This is a genomic window from Alkalibacter rhizosphaerae, assembly GCF_017352215.1.
GTDB classification, from domain to species: domain Bacteria; phylum Bacillota; class Clostridia; order Eubacteriales; family Alkalibacteraceae; genus Alkalibacter; species Alkalibacter rhizosphaerae.
The window spans coordinates 1,720,710-1,742,177 of sequence record NZ_CP071444.1; the positions used below are offsets into that span (position 1 = coordinate 1,720,710).

Sequence of the window (21,468 nt, forward strand, 5' to 3'; positions counted from 1 at the left end):
GAAATCGCCTTTTCAATGCTCAAAAAATGTAATATACTATATCAGGATCACATCATGGGAGGAGGGGCGTTTTGAAAGCCTGGAAAAAAGATACGGCGTTTTTTTTATTGAGTCAAAGCGTGTCCCTGTTCGGTTCCATGCTGGTCCAGTATGCCATCATGTGGTATATCACCCTGGAGACCCGGTCTGGAGCCATGATGACCATATCCATCTTGTGCGGATTGGTCCCCATATTTTTCATATCACCTTTTGCCGGCGTGTGGGCGGATCAGTTTCCAAGAAAACAGCTGATCATCTGGGCGGATCTTCTTATTGCCGGAACCACCTTGATCCTGTTCTTTTTGTTCTTGTCCGGAAGGGATTCCATCTGGATGCTTTTTGTGGCCCTGGCCATTCGGGCCCTTGGAACGGGGATCCAGACTCCGGCGGTGACCGCCATGATTCCACAATTGGTTCCGGAAGATCAACTGACAAAGGTCAACGGCATCAACGGCAGCCTCCAATCCATGGTTTCCCTCATATCCCCCATGGTCAGCGGAGCCTTGTTGACCTTTGCCGCCGTGGAGACCATCTTTCTCATCGACGTGGTCACGGCTATCAGTGCCGTCTTTATCCTGGCTTTTCTTCTGAGAGTAAAGCCTCATGAGAAGGCCCTTCGCAAAGAGAAGGTGGATTATTTTAAGGATATGAAGGAAGGCTTGTCTTTCATAGCAAACCATGGTTACATACGAACCATTTTCATATATTGCGCCATCTATTATGTTCTAGTATCTCCTTTGGCGTTTTTGACGCCCTTGCAGGTGACTAGAAGTTTTGGCGGAGATGTCTGGAGGCTGAGCGCCATTGAAGTTGCCTTTTCCACCGGCATGATGCTTGGTGGGATCCTTATCGCTACCTGGGGTGGATTTAAAAACAAGGCCCACACCATGGTGACGGCGATCTTGATCATCGCCTTGAACACCGTGGCCTTGGGCCTTGTTGGAAATTTTTGGATATACCTTGCGTTCCTTGCTTTCGTGGGTATTGTCATGCCCGTATTTTATACGCCTTTCATGGTCTTGCTTCAACAAAAGGTGGAGACCGATTTTCAAGGCCGGGTCTTTGGTGTCTTCAGCATGATCTCCAGCTCCATGATGCCTATGGCCATGCTCCTTTTTGGCCCCTTGTCGGATGTGGTTTCCATAGAGAGCATGCTGCTGGTCACTGGAATTTTGCTGCTGGTGGAAGGGATGTTCATGGCCAGAAGCAAGGTCTTGTTGGAAGCAGGAAAACCTCGATGAATCAGCGTTTCCAGACTTCTCCCGTATCCAACCCCCAGATTTCGAAAAGGTTGTTGTAGAACTGGGGTCTTGGGTAATCCGGCCGGATCTCCGGCGTCAGGGCGCCATAGCCCATCTTTCGTTCGTCGAATACTTGCAAACCTTGGATCAGCAGGGGCAGTTCCTCTTTGGATATGGAGAAGATCATTTCATCCTCCGTGGCGTTGGCCCGCTCGTATTCGCCAGGATCGGGAACAGTCACCCTGGCTTTGCCGCCTTTTAAAATGGGGATGGCGGAGAAGACGCAGGAATCGATGCCGTCCATTTCCGTCTTCAAAATATCGCCTGTCTGGTTCTTGTAGGCCCACAGCATGGTCCGAAGCTGCCCCGGGTTGGAGTAGATCAACACCACATCCGGTTCATAAGTTGCCGAGGACAGGGGACCCATGAGGATGCCGGTATATTTCTCGTATTCTAATTTCGGGAATTTTTTGGCAAAGGCTTTTGCCTGTTCCATGTCGGCGATGCCCAAATTTTTTACGACTTCTCCGAAGCTGGGGGCGTCTTCATGAAATTCCACCATGCCGTAGGCGATCAGCGGCGCCCAGCACCAATGGTCTTCCTTTTCCATGTAGAGGGTCCATCCTTGTTTTCTGGCCATAAAAAAACCCTGGCACAGTGCAATATGGCCCAGGCCGTCCTCTTTCGGCCGGATCACTTTTTCCGGAAGGGCATCGTCCTTGGTGACCATTTTAAGAGCGATGGGGTGGGTTCGAAGCTTCAGCATTCTTTCCAATTCTTTTCCCATTTCAGTAAAATCAGTAACCTTGTTCATCTATTTTCCTCCTTCAAATTGAAATCATTCAAAATAGAATTTTCATAAAAAAAGCACCGATCATGATGAGCTCAATGACGATTTTTAGCAGAGTGCCACCCAACAGGCCGATCAAGGCACCAAAGCCGATGCGGATGGCCCGGTCCGTGGTATTGCCGTTGATGAGTTCCGTTAAAACAGAGCCCAAAAAAGGTCCGATGGCCAAACCGATGGGTCCAAAAACCACCAACCCAACGACGGTGCCGATGGCAGCTGCCACGGCAGTCCGTTTTGTGCCTCCAAAAAACTTGGTACCCACGGCGGAGGAAACATAGTCCACCAAAAACAGAATGACAAGGGCCACGGCTTGAAGCAGAAAAAAATTGGAATCCAGGGAGATAAAATCGGTGACGATGCCGTAAAAGAGCATGCCGCCGAAAATGAAGACCGGTCCCGGCAGCATGGGCAGAACCGTTCCTGCGATTCCGGTAATAAAGAGTAAAATGGCTGCTATAAGTGCCCAGATATTCAAGATCGATCCCCGCTTTCTGTATCATTTGTGTCATATATACCACATATGGATCATATCAAGCGGAATTCGGGATATTTGTGGATCAAAGAATTTTTTTTACTTTTTTTCGGTATTCCGTGGTGGTGATCCCTTCCACTTCCTTGAACAGGCGAAGGAGGGTCCGGGAAGAGGAAAAACCCACCAGATGGGCGATCTTCTCGATGGAGTAATCGGTTTTGTACAGGTAATCCTTGGCGTAGTTCAACCGATAGGTGCTCAAGGTTTTGCTGAAGGTGGTGCCGAAATAGGCTTCAAAGATCCTGCTGATGTGCCTGGGAGAGATGTGCATGGCATCGGCCACATCCTGGAGGGTGATGTTCTTGTTGTAATTTTTGTGCATGTATTTGGTGATCTCCGTCGGAACATTGAGTTGACGGTGATTTTCGTCAATGGATATTTGGGCGTCCTTGTCCACCAGATTGCGGAACATGGACACCAAAAAAGACATATACAGGCTTTTGACCATGGATTCCCATCCAAAATTCAACGCCAGCAACTCCTGACCGATGTATTGGATCAGTCGATGGCCATGGTGATTGTCCTGTACCACGTGATGGGATGACTTTCGCAGTTTATGAAGGATGTTTTCCAGCTGTTTTGGTGTAGAGCAGGATTTTTTATCCAGTTTTTCCAAGGGGTCTTCTTCCTGAAAATCGAAGATCATAATAAAATAGCGGCGTTCCACGTTGGGTTCATAGATCGTGCCGTGCCAGGTTCCCGGGCTGAGAAACAGTACATGGCCAGGAGGAATGTCTAAAATGTCTTCATCAACGAGGATCTTTAAATTTCCATCCAAGGGGAAATAGACTTCAAAGGAATTGTGATAGTGTCGAAACTCCGACGTTTCGTTGCCAAGGATCTCCACGTGCTGGATCCAAACCTGAGAATCGAACAATGGTAATTTGATTTTATAGGGTTGATAAATCTTTTCCTTCATTATATGCCCCGCCTCCATAAATTTATAGTACCACTGTATCGGCCACAATTCAATGCTTGTTGCAGCAAAAGCGACAAGATAGGACGAAGGGGTCCCTCAGATGTCCTTTTCATGCATTGCAACATGAAAGGAAAAAAATTATAATAAGAAGTGTGAATACAAGAAGGCTTGGAAGCATGTAAACGTTTTATTTAAAGTTTTCATATTGAAAGGAGTGCAGGAATGAAAGTTGTATCAGCAATCAAAATCGGGAGTTTGAAGGATCCGGACGAATCCAAACGGGGAAAAGTCGGTATCCTGGACATGCCCATGCAGGAAATGGGACCGGAAGATGTTCGCATCAAGGTTGCCTACTGTGCCATTTGTGGTTCGGATCCCCACTTGGTGGAAGGGATCTTCGGATGGGAAGCACCTTTTGGCATGGGACACGAGTTGTCCGGCGTCATCATGGAAGTGGGAGAAAAAGCGACGAAAAAAGGGTTGAAAGTAGGAGACCGGGTCGCCGGAAACTTCCTTCGCTTTTGCGGAACCTGTTATTATTGCCAAAATGGACAACAGCAGTTTTGCCTTCATGCGGACGAATCCAACAATCCGGGAATGGCAGAAACCGTCGTATGGCATGAATCTCAGGTGTATAAACTGCCGGATGAAGTCAGCTTGCGGCAAGGATGTATGATGGAACCTGTTTCTGTAGCGGTTCGCATGATGGACAAGGTACGCCCCCGCTTTGGAGACCGGATCCTGATCTCCGGAGGAGGACCCATCGGATTGCTGGGACTTCAGGCCCTGAAAATGTTTGGTGCTACGTCCCTGACTCTGGTGGAGCCCATTGCGGAGCGAAGAGAGCTGGCGCTGAAGTATGGAGCCGATCACGTCATCGATCCCATGAGTCAGGATGTATACGAAGAGGCCATGAAAATATCCGAAGGTTTGGGTTTTGACGCCGTGGTGGATTGCAGCGGATCCGTTCATGCCGTAGAAGTGTTGCCCAAGATCACAGCAAAGGGTGGTACCCTGTTGTATGGAGCTATGTATCCCAATGACTATGAAATGCCCCTCAACTTGTACCAGTACTGTTATGCCAACGAACTGACCATATCGGGTTATTACGTGTCGCCTTATACGTTCCCCAGAGCCAAGCAGATGCTTACCAGATTCGACCTGGATGCGTTGACGGCAAAGGTGTTCTTCATTGATGATGCGGAAGCGGCTTTTGAAGCCCAAGTATCTGGAAAATATCCAAAGATCTTGATCCAGTGCAATCCAGATCTGGAATAGAAAAGGGGAGGAAAACATGAGTAAAGTAAGTATGGAAAGAATTTTGGAACTGGACGACAAATGTCTGAAGATCAGAAAAGATCTGTTGAATTTTATTTATCGCATCGGAATGGGCCACTTGGGAGGAGAATTGTCCTTGGTGGAGATCGCAGTAGCCTTGTACTACGAATACATGAAGTTCGATCCCAGCAACCATGATATGGAAGACCGGGACCGTCTGGTACTCAGCAAGGCACATTGCAGCGAAACACTGTACACCATTTATTCGGACCTGGGGATCTACACCATGGACTACATGGTGGAGCACTTTGAAAGTCTGGAAACCGCGAAATTCGGCATGCACTGCAATCGAAAATACTGCGGCCCCATCGAAGTATCTACCGGTTCACTGGGACATGGTTTGCCTGTAGCCGTTGGTCTTGCTTTAGCGGCAAGAAAGCAAAACGCCAGCTGGAGGACTTACGTCATCGTTGGAGACGGCGAATTGAACGAAGGAACCAACTGGGAAGCCATGATGGCGGCAGGACACTATCAATTGGGCAACCTGGTTGCTATCGTTGACAAAAATCAAGTTCAGATGACGGGCCCCACGGAGCAAGTCATGAACATCGATCCCTTGGCAGACAAGGTCCGTGCTTTCGGATGGGAAGCCATCGAAGTGGAAGACGGCAACGACATGCTGCAGATCTGCGAAGCATTTGACCAAATTCCGCCAAGTGACCCTCAAGAAAGAAGAAAACCCATATTCATCATCGCCAACACCGTAAAGGGAAAAGGCGTAGACTTCATGGAAGGCAATCCGAAATGGCATGGCGGCGGGATCGCCAAGGAACAGTTGGACGAGGCTCTGGCCCAAGTCGAAAAGAATAGGATGGTGAGATAAGATGGCAGTAAAAACAACCTTTGATTTTGACCAAATGCTTTCCAATGCAAGGGAAGCCTATGGAGAAGAATTGTTCAACATGGCCAACGAAGGCTATGACTTCATGTTTACCTACAGCGACAACGTGGCACCGTCGTCTTCCGCAGGGAAACTGCTGAAAGATTATCCGGAACGATGCGTCAACTTCGGGATCGCTGAACCAAACCAGGTGGGAGCGTCCGCGGGGATGGCTTTGGCTGGCGAAGTGGTATTTGCCCAAGTGTTCGGACCCTTTCTGCCCCTTCGTGCGGCAGATCAGATCCATACGGATGTGGCTTACAACGACGTCAACGTTCGATTGATCGGAACCCACTCCGGGGTTACCGCCGGTGGCGGACCGACCCACAACGACGTGGTGGACCTGGCCCTTTATCGCGCCATCCCCAACTTGACCATTGTGGTACCGGCAGATGCCAATCAATGTAGAAAAGTCGTTCGCGCTTCTTTCGATTATGAAGGACCCATGGTCATCCGGATCGACCGCGCGGGATCTCCCAATATCTATGCCGATGACGATTACGAATTTGAATTCGGAAAAGCCATCGAAGCCCTGGAAGGAACCGATGTGACGATTTTCTCCTGTGGCTCCATGCTCTATGAGTGTCTGATGGCCGCCAAGGAAATGAAGAAAGACGGTGTCAGCGTTGGAGTCATCGATATGCACACCATCAAACCTTTGGACGAAGAAGCCATTATCAAGTATTCGAAAAAAACTGGTGTCGTCGTCACGGTGGAAGACCATTCCATCAACGGAGGTTTGGGCGGCGCAGTGGCAGAAGTGCTCATGGAAGAGGGCTACCAGGGGAAATTCAAGCGGATCGGAATGCCCGACGAATTTGCCGTGTTGGGAACTCCCGACGAAGTATACAAATACTATGGCGTGGAGCGTACCGGCATCGTGAAGACCATCAATGCTTTGATGGAGAAATAGGAGGAGATCATGACCAGCGGAATCGAAAAATTCAACATGGATTATTTTAGCTTAAAAGGGAAAGTAGCCATCATCACCGGAGCCAATCAAGGATTGGGAATGGGATATGCCACAGCTTTTGCCAAAGCAGGAGCAGACCTGCTGATCCCCCACTTGACCGATGACATAGCGGAAGTCAAGGAACTGGTGGAAAAGGAAGGCCGAAAGGTCGTCTTTATCCAGGGAGATGTGACGAAAGAGGAGCATCGAAAAGACATCGTCGACACCTGCATGAAGGAATTCGGCAGGATCGATATTCTGGTAAACAATGCCGGCATCGGCCGTTTCCACGATTTCTTGGACTATCCTGATTCTTTTTACCAGTCCGTCATGGAAGTCAACCTGAATGCCGTATATTACCTGTCTCATGCGGTGGCGCAGGTGATGAAGGAACAGCGTAGCGGAAAGATCATCAACATCGGTTCCGCCCTGTCCTACACGGCAGACAAGAAGTGTCCGCCGTATGTCGTTGCCAAGCACGGCATCATCGGATTGACCAGAACTTTCGCCAATGAGTTGGGCGAGTTCAACATCCAGACCAATGCCATCTCTCCAGGATTTTTGGTGACGGAAGTCAATGCCGCCATCAGCAATGACCAGGTGTTTTACGACAAGATCAACAGCCGGATCCCTGCCGGTCGCTGGGGAGACCCGGAAGACCTGATGGGTACGGTGGTTTTCCTGGCCAGCAAGGCATCGGATTACATCAATGGCTGGAGCATCAGCGTAGACGGTGGATTCACCACTACCTTATAAAAATCGCCTCCTTCGGGAGGCTTTTTCTTTGTCACTATGTGTTTGGAATCTGAAAAAAATGTGATATAATGGCATGAGCAATTATCTTACATATACAGAAGGGTGGTTTTTTACATGAATCCGTATGCGGATGATCTATTTGAAGTAAAGGGCATTGGCGGCTGGTTGGTTGCCATGCTGTTGGCTTTCTTCGGTGTCTTGGCTGTCTTGACACATATGATGTTGGGCTGGACCGAGCTTAACAGTTTGAGTATTTATGTTACCGTTTCCATTTATCTGGTGTTGGCGTTGGGAGTCTTGTTCTTTGTATTGTTCCTGACTTCTTATGCAGCAAAATCCAGGTTGACCCAAGGTTATGCCGTCGCAGCAGGCATCTACATGTTCTGTTTTGCACTGATCGATCTGTTTTATTTCGAGCAGTTGACCCTTCTTGGTTTCGGCCGATTTGTCGTCCTGGGCGTCTTTTCCCTGGCCTGGATGCTGTATTTCAGCTTGTCGGAGCGGGTGGCCAATACCTTCACAAAGAATTACGGAAGCTCCATGCGGTCTTTTCTGGGCAAGCTGTTGATCTCCATTTTTGCCTTGTTGGCAGTGATCCACATTGCACTGGTCATCATGGTGGAGGGGATCTGGCAGACCATCGTGACGCTGATCCTGCCGGTACTTTCCGAGATCTACTGGTTTATCCGAATGTGGATGGATCAAGGTTTTCTCAATCCCTTCACGTCCATGTTGATCTTGTACGTTCTTGGGATCGCACTGCCCTTCTTCCTGGTGGCCCTGTACGCACCGGAAAGAGACTGATCGACAAAACAAAAAGGCATTCGCGGTCGAATGTCTTTTTTTTATGCAGTATCGTGTGATAGGGGTTGAAATGGGTATAAAATCAGCGACGTTTGAAAATGAAATAATTTTTCCATGAAGGGGGAGAAACATGGATCAGGAATTGTGGATGAAAAGCATCGAATTTCACGGACACGAATGTCCGGGTCTGGCCATCGGATTTCGGGCCTGCCAAATCGCAAAGGAAGCCTTGGAAATTGAAACACTGGAAGAGGCGGACATCGCTTGCATCAGCGAAACGGAAAAATGCCCCGTGGATGCGGTGCGGTTTTTGTTTGGATGTACGGAAGAGAGGAATCTGACAATCAAAAGAAATGGGGTCCCGGCATTTTCATTCATGAACCATGAAAACGGCATGGGGATCCGGGTAATGTTCAAAGGGATCAAAGAGGAATTGGACCGAGAAGAAATGAAACGGAAGATCCTGCAGGATCCATGGGAGGAGTTTTTCTGGTTGATGGACCTGATTTGATGCAAAATAGAAATCAAGACACCGGGAAAAGCCGGTGTCTTTTGCATGTCAAGAGGAAACTTTCCACTGTAATTCCTTTGTGGAAATATCCATCAGATCCCCTACAGGCGGTGCTTGATCCAGCCAGGCTTCCCGGTGTTCTTTCGGCACGATGACGGGCATCCGGTCGTGGATAAAGGAAATCGACGGAGAGGCCGGCATGGTCAAAATAACAAAGACGGGGAGCTCCAAATCTTTTTCCATCCGGTACAAGCCGGCCATATAGATGGGTTCTTTTTTTCCGATGGCATATTTTTCTTTTTTCTTGTCTACGGTCCGCCACTCAAAAAACCAGCTGGCAGGGATCAGACAGCGGTTTTGGCTGTAGGGGGTTCGAAAAGTAGGCTTCTGGTTTGCCGTTTCCACCCGGGCATTGATCAGATGACCTTTGCCCTGGAATCCTTTAAAACCCCAGGCCATGGCTTGGGGTACGTCCTTGGTAAGGACGGGAACCACGTTGGTGGGAAAGATCTCTCCCGTTTTCAGATCGATGGGGTTGCCCACCGCCTTGGATCGATCTTCAATGTCCTTGATGATTTTTTTGATCTCCCGTTCTTCCTGGTCATCGGCGATAAAGTATCTTCCGCACATGGTCATCCATCCTTTCTTTCCAGAAACCACTTGCCGGGGGACGGCTGGCTGATTTCCGTATTTCGTTCAAAAAACAGGTATCGCTTTCGGTTGCTGATCTGTACCGTATACCGATCTCCCTGGCCGCCGGCCTTTTGGGCAGGGGCGGGCCGAACTTCCAGCACCTTGTCGATGACGTATTCCCGGCCGTCTTCCCAGACCAGGGAACGGGGCAGAAGAGAGCCTTCCTGGTCAAAGGTGACGGTAACAGGTACGTATACTTTGGAAGGATGCATAAAACATCACTCCTTCTCGGAATAATTTTTTAAAAAGTTGGAGGAGGAAACAAAGGGAGGGTCCACCACTTTGTATCCTTTTCGTTTCAATACCCGAAACTTGAAGTCCAAAAGCTCCGCCGGAACCTTCAACTTGGCGGCCGCCTGGAAAAAGGACAGGTCGTCGTTCAGCAAAGAAAGAACCTTGCTGTCTTCCAGCAACAGATCTGCGGCAAAGATATTCGCCTCGTATTCATAAACGGAGGTCTCGTCAAAAAGAACAAAATCATGAAAGGAATGAAGACCGGAGGCTTTTCGGTGGAGGATGCCATGGCCCAGTTCGTGGGCCAGAATGATCCGCTGCAAGGCTTCCGGCAGGTCCTCGTTCAAGACGATGGCCTGCTTCCTGGACTGGTAGAGATAAAAGCCCTTGCAGTCTTCCGGATGGGAACCCATGGGGGAAAAGAGCAAAGATATGCCTAGAAGGCGACACAGCCGGAAGGGGTCCGATTCCCTGTATTTATTTTGGATCCGTTTCACTTCTTTTGAGATGAGGGAGATGGACAGGCTCATGGTTTCTGCTTTCCGGGAGCATAGGTTTTTCTGGATTCTTCCTTGCAGGTGACATAAGCGGTCATCACTGCTTCAAAAAAAGCGTCCTTGGCTTCCTGGGACAGGCTTCCACCGGCAAACAGGGCCATGTTTTTTTCCAAAAGTTCCCGTGCTTCCTTTTCTCCCGTCGCTCCATAGGTTTGGTATACATTTTCCAGATGGATGTCTTTCGTCAGGCCCTCTTGAGGATCTTCCGCCGTTTCGCTTAGAAGGTAGTCCGTGGATACACCCAGGACTTTTGCCAAACGTCTGGCAGTGGATCCCCGGGGTTTGGACTGGTTGGTTTCGTAGGAAGTGATGGAACGCTGGGACAAGCCGGCTTCCTTTGCCAGTGTATCCTGGCTCAGCCCCAGGATCTCTCTTGCCTGTCTTACTTTTTCTCCAAAGGTTTTCATAAAAACCACCTTTCACAATACATTGTAACTTCATAAAACTTCATAAAAAATGCTTGACGGTTCTTTCAAGACGGTGCTATGATCGAGATAGAAGTTGCAAGAAGTTAAATTCATCATACTTCATAAAAGGAAAAAAGTCAAGAAGGGTTGGAGGTGAAAACAGGGTGGGATTGAGGACGATTTTACACAGCGATTTGAATGGGTTTTATGCATCCGTGGAGATCATGCTGAACCCAAGCCTGCGGGGAAAAGCGGTGGCTGTTTGCGGCAGCACCCAGGAGCGGCACGGGATCGTACTGGCTAAATCGGAGCTGGCGAAAAAAGCGGGGATCAAAACCGGAATGGTGAACTGGGAAGCCCGGCAAAAATGCCCGGACTTGATCGTGGTGCCTCCCCAGTACGACCAATATTTAAAATACTCCAAACTCACCCAGGAGATCTACCGCCGGTTTACGGACAAGGTGGAACCTTTCGGCATGGACGAATGCTGGCTGGATGTGACGGAAAGCGTGGGGATCTTCGGATCGGGAATGGACATTGCCCGGGAAATAAAAGAGACGGTGAAAAAGGAGTTGGGGCTTACCGTAAGCATTGGCCTTTCCTTCAACAAGATTTTTGCCAAACTGGGATCCGACATGAAAAAGCCGGATGCCATCACCGTCGTGGACGAAGGGACTTTTCGGGAAAAGGTGTGGCCCCTGCCTGTGGATGAACTGATCTATGTGGGAAGGTCCACCCGAAACAAGTTGGCAAAATACGGCATATGCACCATTGGACAGCTGGCCCGGGCGGATGCGGAACTGCTTCAGCGGGTTCTGGGAAAAAATGGAATCCGTATTTGGATCTACGCCAATGGAAGGGACATTTCCAGAGTCATGGAGACGGGATGGGAATCCCCCGTCAAATCCATCGGACACGGCATCACCTGCACGGCAGACCTGAAAAACGACCTGGAAGTGTGGAAGGTGCTGTTGGAACTGTCCCAGGATGTGGGACACCGTTTGAGGACCCACGAACTGTGTGCAGGAGGGGTGGAGTTGACGGTAAAAGACAGCGGACTTCATGCTCGACAGTTTCAAACCCGGCTGGCGGTCCCCACCCAAAGCCCCATGGAGATCGGAAAAACGGCCAAGATCCTTTTTGAAAAAAACCATCACTGGGAGATGACGGTGCGGGCCGTAACGGTACGGGCAATAAATCTGATGGACTGGAACGATCCCCGGCAGATTCACTTGCTGGATGACATGGCAAAACGGCAAAAACAGGAGCGGTTGGAAGATGCGGTGGAGGAGATCCGAAGGCGGTTTGGAAAACGGGCGGTCCACTCTGCCCTTTTAATGGGGGACATCAAAATACCGGACAGCAAAATCCATCAAGTGGTGTTGCCCGGCATGATGCACGAGTAGAAGAAGGGGGCCGTCCGTTGACGGCACGGCCATTGTATGATTAAATCGAAGAAGAGAAACAATGGAAGGAGCGATGGAATGGACATGCTGAAAAACATGGATCCCCAATTGAAGCGGGTTTTCGAAAACATGGCGAAAGGTCCGGAAGAAATGGATCTTCTGGCGTCGAGAAATCGAATGCATGAAGTATTTCAGGGAATGGGAGACCTGGCGCCGAAAAACGAAAACGTTCGAGAGTGGGAGGAGAAGATCCCCGGTTTGGGAGAAGCGCCAAAAGTACGGGTGAAAGTGTATGAACCGGAAGAGGCGGAAGAAGACCTTCTGCCTGCACTACTTTTTTTGCATGCCGGAGGGTTCTTTTTAGGCATGCCGGAAATGAGCGACGAGCTCTGCCGAAATTTAGCAGAATTTGTGGAATGCAAAGTGGTCAGCGTGGATTATCGGTTGGCACCCGAACATCCCTATCCGGCGGCGGTGGAAGACAGCTATGCCGCCCTGGAGTGGATCTTTCAAAACAGCAGCTCCCTGGATGTGGATCCGGAGCGGATCGCCATTTGCGGCGTCAGTGCGGGAGGATGTCTGGCCGCCGGTGTTGCCTTGATGGCACGGGACAAGGGTACCATTGATCCCTGCCTCCAGATGCTTCTTTATCCGGTATTGGATCATCGTCACGTCACCGCCAGTTCCAGGGCCATCGATGACAGCCGGACTTGGACCACCGGGAAATCCAAAATGGCCTGGGAAGCTTACTTGGGTGATTTGAATGGGGATGTGCCTGCCTATGCATCGCCGGCCACATCGGAAGATCTAAAGGGATTGCCCAGGACATATATCGCCGCCTGTGAATTGGATATTCTTCGGGATGAAGCGGTGGAATACGCCCGCCGGCTCTACGAAGCGGAAGTGGCGACGGAACTCCATGTACTTCCCGGAACTTTTCATGCATTCGATGCCATCGTACCCAAGGCGGACATCTCCATTCGTTTTGAAGGAGAGATCATCCATGTACTCCAGGAGGTTTTTGAAAATGGAAAAGCGTAATGTTGCCACTTGCCCGGGGATCTGCAATCTGGCCCGATTGACCCAGGATTCGGCGGAAGTTTTTGCACAGGAAACAGAAGGTCATTTTGTCAAAACGGCGGGAAGAGCGGCCCAGGTGCGAAAAAAAGTGGCCGAAGCAAAAGGAGAAGATCGGGAATGGGTGTTGATCCAAGGCTGCGAAAATCACTGTGGAGAGAAGTTTTTGGCAAAAGAGGATATTGAAGCGAAAGCCATATTCACGGTTGCGGATACGGGCATCCATCGGGGAATCCATGTCGTTTATAGCGACGAGGACATCCAGTTTGTTGCCGGGGAGATCCACAAAAACATGCAAAAATGAGTGTTCACCTGGGGATCGATGTATCCAAAGGCAAGTGGCTGGTAGTGGCGTTGGAAGAAAAAAAGGCATGGTGGAGACTTTGCCATACGTTGGAGGAATGTCTCCAGTCCTGGCCGGAAGCGACGACGGTACTGGTGGACATCCCTTTGGGTCTGCCGGAGAGCATCATGGACCAAAGACCGGAAAGTCAGGCCCGAAAGCAGTTGAAAGGAAAAGGATCCAGCGTTTTTCCCGTTCCCTGCAGGCAGGCTGTCTACACGAAGGAGAAGGAGCAAGCCAAACAGGTGAATCGGCAGATCCTGGGAAAGAGCATTTCCGAGCAGACCTGGAACATCATGGGAAAGATCCGTCACGCCGATGAATTTTTGCAGGAACATCCTACCTGGAAAAACCGGATTTTGGAAAGCCATCCGGAGCTCTGTTTCGCCAAGTTTCGCGGAGGTGTCCCCGTATTGGAAAAGAAGACCACGGAAGAAGGAAGGCGGATCCGGGTCGAATTGCTGGAGAAAGTACTGCCAGGTATGAAAGCATTTTTGGAGGAAACGCTGGAAACCATGGAGAAGGGCCGCAGGGACGATCTGTTGGACGCAGCGTGTCTGGCGGTGGCGGGGAAGATCATGGGAAATAGCGGTGTTGGTCGGATCCCGGAAGGACCCCAAGACGATTCTCAAGGCATTCTCATGCAGATGGTATATCCGAAATCAAAAATAGAAAAAAACAGATCAAAAAAATAACAGCAGTTTTTTCCGCTGTTATTTTTTCTATGTTTTTTTCTATAATCCGGATACTTCCAACACGACCATGAGCATGGCCAACACTCCTGCAAAGGGAATGGTGTAGTGAAGGGGATTGCCCTTCATGGAATCGAACAGGGTTTGGTTGCTGCATCGGTCTTCCACCAGGATCTTTTTTTCTTCAAGGTGGAGTACATGGAGGCAAAGAGTCCTGAACCGAGGACGATGCCGGCCAGTCCCCCCAGCAACCCATCCATGGATCCGTTTCCTACAGCACCGGCGATGGTGCCGGGACAATATCCCAACGTCCCGAATCCGATGCCAAAGATCAATCCGCCGATGACGGCGTTGCGGATGGATCCGCCCTTTGGGGAGAGCTTGATCTTGCCCTTGGGATAAAGGATGCTGATCCCCAGCATGGTAACGATGACGGCAGACAACATGATCTTCAACACGGTGAAATCCGTCAGTCGAAGCTGGGCCATGATGATGTCGTATTTTGTGACTCCTCCCTTTTGCAAAAAGAAACCGAATAGAACACCCATGGCCAAACCGAGAAACAATTGTTTTTGGTTGTTTTTTATATTATCCATGGCGGTCTCCTAAAATCCGTAGATCAGATAGGCGGAAAGGATACCGCCTACAAAGAAGGAAACGGCGGCAGCCCAGCTGATCAGCGATAATTGGCTGGTTCCGCTGATGCCGTGTCCACTGGTACAGCCACCGGCCCACCGGGAGCCGATACCCAAGACGATGCCCCCGAAAAGAGCCACTAAAAATCGTATAAAGAAACTTCCGGAAATCTCTCCGGCCCACATGGCAGGAACGAATTCAAGGCGAAAATCCTTGGAAAGGAGGGAACTGAGCAAGGATCCCAAGACGATTCCCACCACCAGCATGAAGCCCCAGTCCACGGTCGGCGTTGTCTTTTGATAATATTCATTGTTGTCTACTTTATCCCGGTTGAAGACCCTTTGGATCATGCCGCTTGCCTTTGCAAAACTGGTGGATGCGCCAAGGGTTTTCCCAGAGAGAAGCATGGCTGCCAGGTTCAACAGGCCGATAAGGGCTCCCACCACGTAGGGAGACCACCGTGTCATGGTTAAAAAATTCATAGGATTCTCCTTCAGTGTCTTTATTTGCCGTGATATGCCTGGTATCCTTTCATGCTTCCTGCAAAATTGAGGACCTTGTCAAATCCGTTTTGCTTCAGGATGCTGATGCCCAAACTGGAACGGACGCCGCTGTTGCAGATGACCAGGGTAGCTTTGTCTTTGGACAATTCTTGGTGGCGGGTCCGCAGGTCCGGTGCGGGAATGTTGATGGCGCCGTCGATGTGTTTTTCTTCGTAGGCTAACCGGTCTCGCGCATCTACCAAAACCAGGTTTGGATCGTCTTTGAATGTTTCATACTCTTTCGGGCTGATCTGCTCCACTTTAGATACGGGGGACCCGGAAGCGGCCCAGGCGTGCATGCCGCCTTCCAAAAATCCCATGACGTTGTCCAGGCCGACCCGGTATAGCCACAAGGCTGCCTCTTTTGCAATGTCTGGAGTTTCGGCGACCAGAAGGATGTTTTTATCCGGCGGAAGCACCCAGCCGGCAAAAGTGGGAAGGTTTCCCGTGTGATCCAGGCAGTAAGAATCGGGGATATGAAGACCGCCGAAAGCGAAATAGCCTCGTACATCCACTACGATGGTATCCTCCCGGGCCATGGCCTCGGAAAACTCTTTTGGATCCATTCTTTGAAGAGGTGCCAATTCGGACAAGGATTTTGGCCCCATGGCATTCAACTTGCTGCCTCGGGAGAAGTGGTCCGGAGCTCCCGGCATGTCTTCCGTCAGCATTTTGATGAATTTATCCACGTCTTTTTCCTGAAGGACCGGATTGTATTTTCGTTCGTAGCCGATGGTGGTGGTATATTTTGCACCCATTGCCTTTCCGCACAGGGAACCGGCCCCGTGGGCAGGATATACTTCGCAGAAATCCGGCAATTTCATCAATTTCTCAAACAGGCTGTTGTACAGTTTTCTGGCCAGTTCATCGGCACGGTTCGGAAAAAGGTCCGGTCGCCCGGCATCGCCAACAAACAGGGTGTCTCCCACAAAAGCGGCTACCGGTTCGTCGGAAGTTGCGGTATCAGTGACGACGTAGCTGATGTGTTCCGGGGTATGACCCGGTGTCTCCAGCACCTGAAATTTCATGTCTTCCAGGTAAAATTCCGTTCCTTCTGCAATCCCCACATGGTCAAATTCCGCCTTGGCGGAAGCGGGCATGTAGATGTCTGCACCTGTTCTTTTGGCCAACTCCAAATGGCCGGAGATGAAGTCGGCATGAAGGTGGGTCTCCAGAATATGGGTGATCTTCAAACCCAGCGATTCTGATTCCCGAATGTAGAGGTCCACATCCCTGCTAGGATCCACGACGGCACAGGACTTGTCTCCTGCAACGATGTAGGAACTGTGTGCGATTTTTTCGATGTAATAGTGTTTTACTCTCATGGTATCGTCCTTTCTTTGTTGGAGTGGGATGGTGATCGTGTCAAATGTAGAAAAGATAGGTCATGAAAACGGCGACGACGAGAAAGAGCAAGGTCATGCCGCTTCCGGCTTTTATGTAATCCTTATTTTTATACCCGCCCGGGGTCAACAGAAACGCGTTGACTTGATGGGTGGGGAGTATAAAAGAATTGGAGGTGCTGACGGCTACCAGGAGTGCCAGGCCTCTTGGATCCATTTGGAAGGAATCGGCCATGAGGACCACCAGGGGTACCAGCAAGACGGCGGCGGCCACGTTGGACATGAAAAGGCTGAAAAGGGTAGCCAACAAGCCGATAACGAACAATACGGGGATGGGGCCCCATCCGGAAATAGCTCCCATAAGCAGGTCGGCCGTCCATTTTGCAGCTCCGCTTTGATCGAAGGCGGTGCCAAGGGGATCAGGCCGGCAAGGAGAAAGACCGTTTTCCAGTCGATGGCCTTGTAGATCTCTTCTTTTGGAATGGCGCCAGTGAGGATCATCAGCATGGAGCCGGTGAAAAAGGCCAGGGAAAGTTGTACCCCCAGCATGATCAGGCTCAGGGAGAGGATCAACGCCAGCAAGGCGAATTTTTGCTTGCCCTCCAGCTCTGCTGCATCGGGTCGGGGGATGTCCGTCACAACTACCAGATCCCTGTTTTCTTTTAGTTTGACCAGATCCTGCCAACGACCGAACACGATCAATTCGTGACCGGATCGTAGAGGATGGTGAAAGGGGGAGACCCGTACACCGTCCCTGCTGACGCAGGCAATGGGTTCTATATTGAAATTTTTCCGAAAGGCCACTTCGGAAAGGTATTTTCCATGGAGGGAAGAGTGGGGCGGAAGGATGATTTCCGCAAATCCGGCCGTGTCTTCATTTTTGATGGGTTCAAAAACGTCCAGGGAGTTTTTAACGATCAAGCCGGTTTCTTCTGCAAAAAGTCGGACGTCCTTTTCCGAACCCAATATGGCCAGCACCTGCTGGGAGCGGAAACGGGTCTTGCGCCAGGGCGCATAATCCACGCTGCCATTTTCCGACAAGGCAAGAAGATGAAGGCGGTATCGGCTCCAAAGGGGAGATTCATCCAAGGTTTTTTCAAGAAGGGTGCTTTCTGATGTGACCACCGCTTCCCATACCGTATCGGGAAGGGAATACCGTTCCTTCAGGAATTCCTGGTGGTTTTTGTTGGAAGCGGAGGGAGCTTTGGGGAGGACTTTGGATCCGACGGCGAGAAAGTACCCGATGCCGGCAAGGAGCAAGGCCAGGCCGATGGGCGTGACATCAAACAAGCCAAAACGGTCCACTCCATGCTGGGTGAGAAGATCGTTTAGTACGATCAAAGGTCCGGAAGCAACCATGGTCAAAGTACCGCCCAAAATAGCGGCAAAACCCATAGGCATCAGGAATTTAGACGGATGATATCCGGTTTTTGCGGAAATTTTTCGAACAACGGGAAGGAATAGAGCGGCAGCACCGATGTTTTGCATAAAGGCGGACAAAAGTCCCACTGTTGCAGAAACCAACACCAGGATCTTTTTCTCGCTGTTTCCGGCATACTTGGCGATACCCTGGCTCAAGCGCTTCATCAGTCCGGTCCGATCGATGCCGTATCCCAACAACATGACGCCCATGATGGAGACGACGGCGTTGCTGGAAAACCCGGAAAAAGCTTGAGAAACTGGTATGATTTTTGACCAGGCCAACAGGACCATGATCAGGATGGCCACCAGGTCGGAACGAAGTTTTTCCGTAGAAAAAAGGACAATGGCGATCAGAAGGATGCCAAAGGTAAGTAGAATGTCGTTTGTCATGGTTCACACTCCAAAAATTTAGTGGAATTATGGGATGGAACGATTTCATTATAACACAAAACATGGAAAACAAGTAAAATTGGTACAATGTACAAAACAGCGTCAACCTTTGGAGTTGACGCTGTCTGTCATACCGGTTTATCTGATTTGATTTTTACGAAGTAGTGGTTTATATGAGGATGATTTGACTTTCTTGCCTGAACTTCAAACTGTTTCAGGGAGTTGATCAATGGAGTCAGCTTGGCATGACCATAGTTTCTGGTGTCAAAATCCGGATATCGGATATTGAGGCGCTTGCCCACTTCTCCCAGATAGGCCCAGCCGTCTTCGTCGGAACTCTCCCGGATGATGGTGACCAAAGCATTGACCAATTCTTTTTTGTTGCCCATGTCGTTCTTTTGCTGGCCGGTTTTCACCGTTTTTCCGGCTGTGGAGTTTCCGTTGCTTCCGCCGGTGCCCGCCAGTACTTCCAGGTATTTGAATTTTTCGCAGGCAGAGATGAATGGCATGGGTGTCTTCTTTTCTCCCATTCCCACCACATATTTCCCGGCTTCCCGTAGACGGGCGGCCAGACGGGTGAAGTCGCTGTCGCTGGATACGATGCAAAAGCCTTCCACATTGTTGGAGTAAAGGATGTCCATGGCGTCGATGATCAGTGCTGCATCGGTGGCGTTTTTACCGGTGGTGTAGCTGTATTGTTGAATGGGCGTGATGGAATAGTTCAATAAAACCGATTTCCAGGATGTGAGGTGAGGGTTGGTCCAATCCCCGTAGATCCGTTTGATGGTAGGGGTCCCATGATTGGACAATTCATCCAGGATGAATTTTATGTATTTTTCTGATACGTTGTCCGCATCGATGAGGACGGCGATTTTCCGATCGTTTTCCATAGAGCACTCCTTGTTTGTTATTTCTATCTATATGTTTAAGTATAGACAAAAGAGGCTCCCTATGCAACAGAAAACCAAATCCCTGACGGAAAGAGTGGAATATTCTATCAAAAAAAGGGTATAAGAGGTAAATAGCATATTGTTTAGGAAAAGGGGTCATGTGGAATGAAGTTGCCGAAAAAATTCTCGAAATGGTGGTTTTTATTTGCTCTGTTGATTTTTGCCGTTGTGGTTGGGGCCTTTTTGTATGTGCCCTGGACACTGGGTTCGGAGATCACCATGGAAAATATCCAGGGATTTGCCCTGTTGGGAGGTATTGTAGCATTGGTATTGGCAGGAGGGGGATTCTTTGGCGGCCGGGTGTTTTTTGTCCTTGGATTGCTGGTGAATCTCTTTGGCTTGGGATACATGATCTACCTTGCCATGGCTCGAACCGCTCAGGGATGGAGCGATCTGGTCAGCATCATGTCCTATCTGTTCCTGGCGTCCCTGGGGATCCTCTTGGGGATCATCGGACAGCTGATCGCATCCATCCGACGGGTGGGGAAAGAACAGAAGATAAAGAAATGAAATTTTGAAATAAATGAAAGAAAGAAGGAATGATCCATGGACATACGAAAAATCGTTGGAGAACAGCGACGCTTTTTTCTACGGGGACGCACCTTGGATTTGGCGTTTCGTTTGCAATCATTGAACGCCCTGAAAAAATATCTGGAAGTATCGGATCAAGCCGTTTTTCAGGCATTGAAGCTGGATCTGGGCAAGTCGGAAGCAGAAGCCTACTTGACAGAGTACAGCATCGTCATGGAAGAATTGGACAAAACGATCCGACAGCTTCCCAAGTGGGTGAAGGACAAGAAGGTGTCCACTCCCTTGGTGCTCCAACCGGCCAAGTCTTTCATCGTACATGAACCCTACGGTGTGGCACTGGTCATGGCCCCCTGGAATTATCCCTTTCATCTTTCCATCCTCCCCCTTGTAGGTGCCGTTGCTGCGGGGAACTGCGTGGTGTTGAAGCCATCAGCTTACGCACCTCATACGTCGTCTTTGCTGGCGGAAGTGGTGAAAAACGTCTTCGATCCTCAACACGTCACTGTGGTGGAAGGTGGTCGGAAAGAAAATACGGATTTGTTGGATCAGCGATTCGACAACATTTTCTTTACCGGAAGCACCAATGTGGGAAAGGTGGTCATGGAGGCGGCATCCAGGTATTTGACGCCGGTGACACTGGAACTGGGCGGAAAAAGTCCCGTCATCGTAGACGATACTGCCGATCTGAATCTGGCGGCCAAGCGGATCGTCTTTGGAAAATTCATCAATGCAGGGCAAACCTGCGTGGCGCCGGATCATGTGCTGGTCCATGGCAGCGTCCGCAACGAGCTGGTGGAGAGGATCTCCTACTGGATCCGCCGTTATTATCCCATGAAAGAAGAAGGAACCATTCCCAACTATCCTTCCATGGTCAACGAAAAACACTTTGACCGGGTGGTGGGGTTGATGGAGGAAGAAAAGATCGTCATCGGCGGCAGCCACAACGTGGATCGTTTGTTTATTGAACCGACGGTCATGGTGAATGTGGACTTTTCCAGTCCCGTCATGGGGGAAGAGATCTTCGGACCGGTTTTGCCCGTCATCGCCTATGACAAGTTGGCGGATGTGATCCAGCTGATGGCCCATCAACCAAAGCCTTTGGCCTTGTATTTGTTCAGCAAGAGCAAAAAAGTGCAGCGAAAGATCCTTCGTCGTGTTTCTTTTGGCGGTGGATGCATCAACGACACCGTCGTTCATCTGGTCAACCCGAATTTGGGATTTGGAGGGGTTGGGGACAGCGGCATGGGGACTTATCACGGAAAGCATACTTTTGATGTTTTCACTCATGAAAAGAGCATAGTGTCCAAAGGAAGTTTCCTCGATTTTTCCCTGCGGTATCGACCCTACACCAAAGGAAAGATGTTTTTCCTGAAAAAATTCCGAGGTTGAAAGAAGAGGATTGCACAGATCCGATCCTGTGTTA

General features: G+C 49.8%; 24 protein-coding genes and 1 pseudogene. 13 read left to right on the top strand and 12 right to left on the bottom strand.

The genetic code is table 11. The annotated features are described in order from the left end of the window. Nucleotides 1–71: 71 nt before the first annotated feature. Complete coding sequence (locus J0B03_RS08600) at nucleotides 72–1,280, top strand: MFS transporter (RefSeq protein ID WP_246798113.1); 1,209 nt, start codon at nucleotides 72–74, stop codon at nucleotides 1,278–1,280. A 1-nt stretch (nucleotide 1,281) separates the two neighbouring features. On the opposite strand, the gene J0B03_RS08605 is transcribed toward J0B03_RS08600, so the two are convergent. The 3 genes from J0B03_RS08605 to J0B03_RS08615 all read right to left on the bottom strand — a co-directional run bounded on the left by J0B03_RS08605 (nucleotide 1,282) and on the right by J0B03_RS08615 (nucleotide 3,581). After that, nucleotides 1,282–2,094, bottom strand: a complete 813-nt coding sequence (locus J0B03_RS08605) for a DUF169 domain-containing protein (protein ID WP_207299210.1) — start codon at nucleotides 2,092–2,094, stop codon at nucleotides 1,282–1,284. A gap of 28 nt (nucleotides 2,095–2,122) precedes the next feature. Beyond that, complete coding sequence (locus tag J0B03_RS08610; protein WP_207299211.1) at nucleotides 2,123–2,605, bottom strand: DUF456 domain-containing protein; 483 nt, start codon at nucleotides 2,603–2,605, stop codon at nucleotides 2,123–2,125. A gap of 82 nt (nucleotides 2,606–2,687) precedes the next feature. Next, a complete protein-coding gene (locus J0B03_RS08615; RefSeq protein ID WP_207299212.1) occupies nucleotides 2,688–3,581 on the bottom strand; it encodes a helix-turn-helix transcriptional regulator in 894 nt (297 codons plus the stop codon). A gap of 222 nt (nucleotides 3,582–3,803) precedes the next feature. Between J0B03_RS08615 and J0B03_RS08620 the strand changes: the two genes are divergently transcribed. The 6 genes from J0B03_RS08620 to J0B03_RS08645 all read left to right on the top strand — a co-directional run bounded on the left by J0B03_RS08620 (nucleotide 3,804) and on the right by J0B03_RS08645 (nucleotide 8,822). Continuing rightward, nucleotides 3,804–4,859 (top strand): alcohol dehydrogenase catalytic domain-containing protein, encoded by a 1,056-nt coding sequence (locus J0B03_RS08620; RefSeq protein ID WP_207299213.1) that lies wholly within the window; start codon nucleotides 3,804–3,806, stop codon nucleotides 4,857–4,859. Nucleotides 4,860–4,875: 16 nt separating this feature from the next. Beyond that, nucleotides 4,876–5,742, top strand: coding sequence for a transketolase (locus tag J0B03_RS08625; protein WP_207299214.1), 867 nt, complete (start codon nucleotides 4,876–4,878; stop codon nucleotides 5,740–5,742). A gap of 1 nt (nucleotide 5,743) precedes the next feature. Beyond that, complete coding sequence (locus J0B03_RS08630) at nucleotides 5,744–6,712, top strand: transketolase family protein (protein ID WP_207299215.1); 969 nt, start codon at nucleotides 5,744–5,746, stop codon at nucleotides 6,710–6,712. Between the two features lie 9 nt (nucleotides 6,713–6,721). Beyond that, nucleotides 6,722–7,507, top strand: a complete 786-nt coding sequence (locus tag J0B03_RS08635; RefSeq protein WP_207299216.1) for an SDR family oxidoreductase — start codon at nucleotides 6,722–6,724, stop codon at nucleotides 7,505–7,507. 114 nt (nucleotides 7,508–7,621) lie between these two features. Further along, nucleotides 7,622–8,311 (top strand): DUF2569 family protein, encoded by a 690-nt coding sequence (locus tag J0B03_RS08640; protein WP_207299217.1) that lies wholly within the window; start codon nucleotides 7,622–7,624, stop codon nucleotides 8,309–8,311. A gap of 130 nt (nucleotides 8,312–8,441) precedes the next feature. Then, nucleotides 8,442–8,822 (top strand): formylmethanofuran dehydrogenase subunit E family protein, encoded by a 381-nt coding sequence (locus J0B03_RS08645; protein WP_207299218.1) that lies wholly within the window; start codon nucleotides 8,442–8,444, stop codon nucleotides 8,820–8,822. Between the two features lie 48 nt (nucleotides 8,823–8,870). Here J0B03_RS08645 and J0B03_RS08650 read toward each other — a convergent pair whose 3' ends face one another. The 4 genes from J0B03_RS08650 to J0B03_RS08665 are packed head-to-tail and all read right to left on the bottom strand — an operon-like array spanning nucleotide 8,871 to nucleotide 10,713. Beyond that, on the bottom strand, nucleotides 8,871–9,452 hold the full coding sequence (locus tag J0B03_RS08650) for an SOS response-associated peptidase (RefSeq protein WP_207299219.1): 582 nt from the start codon (nucleotides 9,450–9,452) through the stop codon (nucleotides 8,871–8,873). 2 nt (nucleotides 9,453–9,454) lie between these two features. Next, a complete protein-coding gene (locus tag J0B03_RS08655) occupies nucleotides 9,455–9,727 on the bottom strand; it encodes a hypothetical protein (RefSeq protein ID WP_207299220.1) in 273 nt (90 codons plus the stop codon). Nucleotides 9,728–9,733: 6 nt separating this feature from the next. Then, nucleotides 9,734–10,279 (bottom strand): ImmA/IrrE family metallo-endopeptidase, encoded by a 546-nt coding sequence (locus tag J0B03_RS08660; RefSeq protein ID WP_246798114.1) that lies wholly within the window; start codon nucleotides 10,277–10,279, stop codon nucleotides 9,734–9,736. Continuing rightward, nucleotides 10,276–10,713, bottom strand: coding sequence for a helix-turn-helix domain-containing protein (locus tag J0B03_RS08665; RefSeq protein ID WP_207299221.1), 438 nt, complete (start codon nucleotides 10,711–10,713; stop codon nucleotides 10,276–10,278). Before J0B03_RS08665 ends, J0B03_RS08660 begins: the two co-directional genes overlap by 4 nt. 164 nt (nucleotides 10,714–10,877) lie before the next feature. Here J0B03_RS08665 and J0B03_RS08670 point away from each other — a divergent pair, with 164 nt between their 5' ends. The 4 genes from J0B03_RS08670 (at nucleotide 10,878) to J0B03_RS08685 (ending at nucleotide 14,234) form a co-directional block, all read left to right on the top strand. Beyond that, nucleotides 10,878–12,119, top strand: coding sequence for a DNA polymerase Y family protein (locus J0B03_RS08670; RefSeq protein ID WP_246798115.1), 1,242 nt, complete (start codon nucleotides 10,878–10,880; stop codon nucleotides 12,117–12,119). Between the two features lie 78 nt (nucleotides 12,120–12,197). After that, complete coding sequence (locus tag J0B03_RS08675; protein WP_207299222.1) at nucleotides 12,198–13,160, top strand: alpha/beta hydrolase; 963 nt, start codon at nucleotides 12,198–12,200, stop codon at nucleotides 13,158–13,160. Next, nucleotides 13,147–13,500, top strand: coding sequence for a putative zinc-binding protein (locus J0B03_RS08680; RefSeq protein ID WP_207299223.1), 354 nt, complete (start codon nucleotides 13,147–13,149; stop codon nucleotides 13,498–13,500). The genes J0B03_RS08675 and J0B03_RS08680 overlap by 14 nt, the downstream gene beginning before the upstream one ends. Continuing rightward, complete coding sequence (locus J0B03_RS08685) at nucleotides 13,497–14,234, top strand: DUF429 domain-containing protein (RefSeq protein ID WP_207299224.1); 738 nt, start codon at nucleotides 13,497–13,499, stop codon at nucleotides 14,232–14,234. Before J0B03_RS08680 ends, J0B03_RS08685 begins: the two co-directional genes overlap by 4 nt. Before the next feature lie 122 nt (nucleotides 14,235–14,356). Here J0B03_RS08685 and J0B03_RS08690 read toward each other — a convergent pair whose 3' ends face one another. The 5 genes and pseudogenes from J0B03_RS08690 to J0B03_RS08715 form a co-directional block, all read right to left on the bottom strand. Then, nucleotides 14,357–14,827: a YeeE/YedE thiosulfate transporter family protein gene (locus J0B03_RS08690; RefSeq protein WP_207299225.1), complete on the bottom strand. Its 471-nt coding sequence runs from the start codon at nucleotides 14,825–14,827 to the stop codon at nucleotides 14,357–14,359. A 9-nt stretch (nucleotides 14,828–14,836) separates the two neighbouring features. Continuing rightward, nucleotides 14,837–15,349 carry a YeeE/YedE thiosulfate transporter family protein gene (locus tag J0B03_RS08695; RefSeq protein ID WP_207299226.1) on the bottom strand — a complete coding sequence of 171 codons (513 nt, stop codon included), beginning with the start codon at nucleotides 15,347–15,349 and terminating at the stop codon, nucleotides 14,837–14,839. Nucleotides 15,350–15,369: 20 nt separating this feature from the next. Continuing rightward, a complete protein-coding gene (locus J0B03_RS08700) occupies nucleotides 15,370–16,734 on the bottom strand; it encodes an MBL fold metallo-hydrolase (protein ID WP_207299227.1) in 1,365 nt (454 codons plus the stop codon). A 40-nt stretch (nucleotides 16,735–16,774) separates the two neighbouring features. Then, a pseudogene (locus J0B03_RS08710) lies at nucleotides 16,775–18,564 on the bottom strand (SLC13 family permease). Between the two features lie 128 nt (nucleotides 18,565–18,692). Next, entirely contained in the window at nucleotides 18,693–19,454 is a 762-nt protein-coding gene (locus J0B03_RS08715) for an NYN domain-containing protein (protein ID WP_207299229.1), read from the bottom strand. Between the two features lie 165 nt (nucleotides 19,455–19,619). Here J0B03_RS08715 and J0B03_RS08720 point away from each other — a divergent pair, with 165 nt between their 5' ends. Continuing rightward, the gene (locus J0B03_RS08720) at nucleotides 19,620–20,024 is read left to right on the top strand and encodes a hypothetical protein (protein ID WP_207299230.1); all 405 of its coding nucleotides are present in this window, start codon (nucleotides 19,620–19,622) and stop codon (nucleotides 20,022–20,024) included. A 36-nt stretch (nucleotides 20,025–20,060) separates the two neighbouring features. Beyond that, nucleotides 20,061–21,434 carry an aldehyde dehydrogenase gene (locus J0B03_RS08725; RefSeq protein WP_207299231.1) on the top strand — a complete coding sequence of 458 codons (1,374 nt, stop codon included), beginning with the start codon at nucleotides 20,061–20,063 and terminating at the stop codon, nucleotides 21,432–21,434. The last annotated feature ends 34 nt before the right edge of the window (nucleotides 21,435–21,468 follow it).